Source organism: Mesorhizobium neociceri, from assembly GCF_013520985.1.
In the GTDB taxonomy this organism is placed as follows: Bacteria; Pseudomonadota; Alphaproteobacteria; order Rhizobiales; family Rhizobiaceae; genus Mesorhizobium; species Mesorhizobium neociceri.
In genome coordinates this window covers 1-2,545 of sequence record NZ_JACDTY010000050.1, presented here as the reverse complement: position 1 = coordinate 2,545, position 2,545 = coordinate 1, and the positions used below count along the sequence as shown (strand labels likewise).

General features: G+C 58.4%; 2 protein-coding genes and 1 pseudogene. 1 reads left to right on the top strand and 2 read right to left on the bottom strand.

What is annotated here, in order from left to right; all coding sequences use genetic code 11:
* Window positions 1-942: 942 nt before the first annotated feature.
* Window positions 943-1,116, bottom strand: a pseudogene (locus tag H0241_RS35245) (transposase); the annotation flags it as partial.
* A 196-nt stretch (window positions 1,117-1,312) separates the two neighbouring features.
* On the opposite strand from H0241_RS35245, the gene H0241_RS35240 reads away from it, so the two are divergent.
* Window positions 1,313-1,606 carry a transposase gene (locus H0241_RS35240; protein WP_181062287.1) on the top strand — a complete coding sequence of 98 codons (294 nt, stop codon included), beginning with the start codon at window positions 1,313-1,315 and terminating at the stop codon, window positions 1,604-1,606.
* Here the strand turns inward: H0241_RS35240 and H0241_RS36570 are convergent.
* Entirely contained in the window at window positions 1,583-2,374 is a 792-nt protein-coding gene (locus H0241_RS36570) for a hypothetical protein (protein ID WP_407941798.1), read from the bottom strand. The two genes, H0241_RS35240 and H0241_RS36570, sit on opposite strands and share 24 nt — an antisense overlap.
* Window positions 2,375-2,545 lie beyond the last annotated feature (171 nt).

Below are 2,545 nucleotides of genomic sequence, written 5' to 3'. Positions count from 1 at the left end.
GGGTCGTGCGTGCGCGATATTCTTCTTGACTAAATGCAGACACTGGCAGTTCTCCTACCTTGATACACGACGATTGCACGAGGCAATTCAATTCGGCTTTGCTTTCCTCGAAGCGGAACATTGGGCTAACGCCGAAATGTCTCAGAACGCGCAATTACTTTTCCCGCGGCCAACAGTATGGTCGCATGACTCAATCTTGCTTGGAATCTGCAGAACAGTCCTTTTTCCGAGGACCTCGGATTAGAATGGCGTCTATGTCCACCCTCTCCCCAAACCAGCACTCCACGATACCGTCTCGGCTATGCTCGTTCCGACACAAATGAAGCCGCTTCTCTGCCACCAACGGCGCTTTTTTCGACCGGCAACCGAGCTGGGGATTCTAGTGCAGGTAGCGCGCCACTCGATTCCCTCAATCTGCAAACCCGGAGGCTTCGACGCTGCATATCTATTGCTCCCGCGTGTTTGATAATGGCCCGCTGGCACTTCTCCCGACTTGCGCTTGCCTTCGTTGAGCATCAGGCGCCGAGATGCTTTGGTCAAATACAGATTATGTTTCCGCGCCATCTAAAAGCGAGATGGGCTCACAGCTAGTGCCCGTCATGAGGCCATGTCCTTGACGGCGCCGGCTTCCGGCATCGCAACGCATTTGTGGCCGCATGGAGGTCACACAAGCGAGAGCCGCCGGTGATCTGCCACTGAACTCATCCAGCGACGATTTGATCCCTGGCTTTTGTCCGATCCCTGAGGTTTGGAGTTTTCCGGCCGCGCCCTATTCGTCTATACGGCTTAACAGGTGAAATGCTGATGAGGTCGTCGGAGACGTATGTGGGCGGCATCCGCATGTGGCGTACATTCGCCTGCAGAAAGCCATGGGGAGAGCACAGTCAGACCATGGGAGCGGCATCGGCTTAAGGACAAGGACTGCGACCGGCAACCTCCCCAGTCCGGCAGGATGCCGAGCGCGATGTAGACGGCGTTGTTGCGCACGAAGCCGTCGTCCCTGATCTTGACCCGGATGGCATTGAAGAAGACGTGCGGATAGACCGCGTCCAGCGGCCGGTTCTGCCACGCGGCCGCTTCCTCCAGGACGGCGTCGGCGACAGTCGAGATCAAGTCTGCCATGTGGCAGTCTTTCCCTGCCGCAGACTACTACAGGAATTCCGCCAGCATGATGGACATCAGGACGCAGAACATCGTGGGCATTTCACCATGCCTTCGCCCGTTCATATGCTGGACATTCCACGCACGGCACGAAGGAGATTCTTGACATCGGGATCGAGAAGACCGAGGGCGCAAGTTCTAGCTGCGTGTCATGAACAAGCTGAAGAGCCGTGGCGTCAGCCATATCCTTATCGCCGTCGTCGACGGCCTGAAGGGCTTCCCCGAAGCGATCAACGCCGTCTTTCTCCAGACCGTGGTGAAGACCTTCACCGGATCCGTCATTCCCTGGAGTTCGTGTCTTGGAAGGACCGCGAGTCCGTCGCCGGCGCTGCGCGCGATCTACAGAGCCAAGGACGCCGAAGCCGGCATGAAGGCCCTTGAGGACTTTGAAACCAGCTACTGGGGCAGCGATATCCGCCGATCACGCAAAGCACACCATGGATAAGATCAACGAGTATTTTCGTACCGGCCATGGTATTCTGCACTGGCGCGGGCGACGTCGGGGCGAAGCGCGGCGCATCGGCTGATACCGCCAGGCCGCCTTATTCGAGCCTTGCCGGATTGAGGCGCCGCGCGCCTTTTCTTTTGGCGGACGCGGGCGCCATGCTTCAATGAAGCGTTCGGAGTGCTTGTCGGCCTGCTCAGCGTCGCGCATCTCCTGGTCGCGAAGTTGCTTGACGCTGTAGGCGTAGGCGGGGCCACGTTTGTTGCCTTTTGTCTGCGGTTGGCCAGCTTGCAATTCCATGCTGCGCGTCTTGTGGGCGACAAGGCTCGGTCGCGCCCAGAAGTAGTCCTTCTGCTTCGTCAGCATATGCCAGCATAGCACCGTCAGCTTCCTTGCCACGGCAATGGCTGCCACCCGATGGCCGCGTCTGGCTCTGACCCGGACGAAGAAAGCGTGCAGGGGACCCGGCGCTTTTGCCGCTGCCCAGGCCGCCTCCACCAACATCGCGCGGCATGTGCATGCGCGATCGCCTTCACCTGCAGCGGATTGGCAATCACCACTCTTTGCATAAACAACGAGAGCACGCGGGACACCGCCATGCAAGTTCCCGGTTGCCTCGATCACCACTTCATCCGTTGCTGAAAAGCTCTTCTCGAACCCTCCAGTGCCGTTCGGGTCATACAAACGGCCGGCGCGTCGAAGCTGACCGTTTTCCCAGAAAACCGCCTCTAAGGTTCGGTGGATATCAATCCCAATCACGCGTCGCATTCGCGCCTTTCGGGCACGGGAGCCTTTCTGCGGCCTCAAGAGCACCCGTTATCAGAGGAGTCCTGTGAATGGTTTGCGTGTTAGGCCACCGACGAAGAATTCAACCATGGAGGTATAATCAAACACGGGAAGGTCAGTCGCCTCTTGAACCGCAGCCGCGTATGGTCCCAG

Excerpts from the sequence above, each read along its gene's own strand:
- H0241_RS35240 (WP_181062287.1), top strand. The coding sequence starts at position 1,313 with ATGAACAAGCTGAAGAGCCGTGGCGTCAGCCATATCCTTATCGCCGTC.
- H0241_RS36570 (WP_407941798.1), bottom strand. The coding sequence starts at position 2,374 with ATGCGACGCGTGATTGGGATTGATATCCACCGAACCTTAGAGGCGGTT.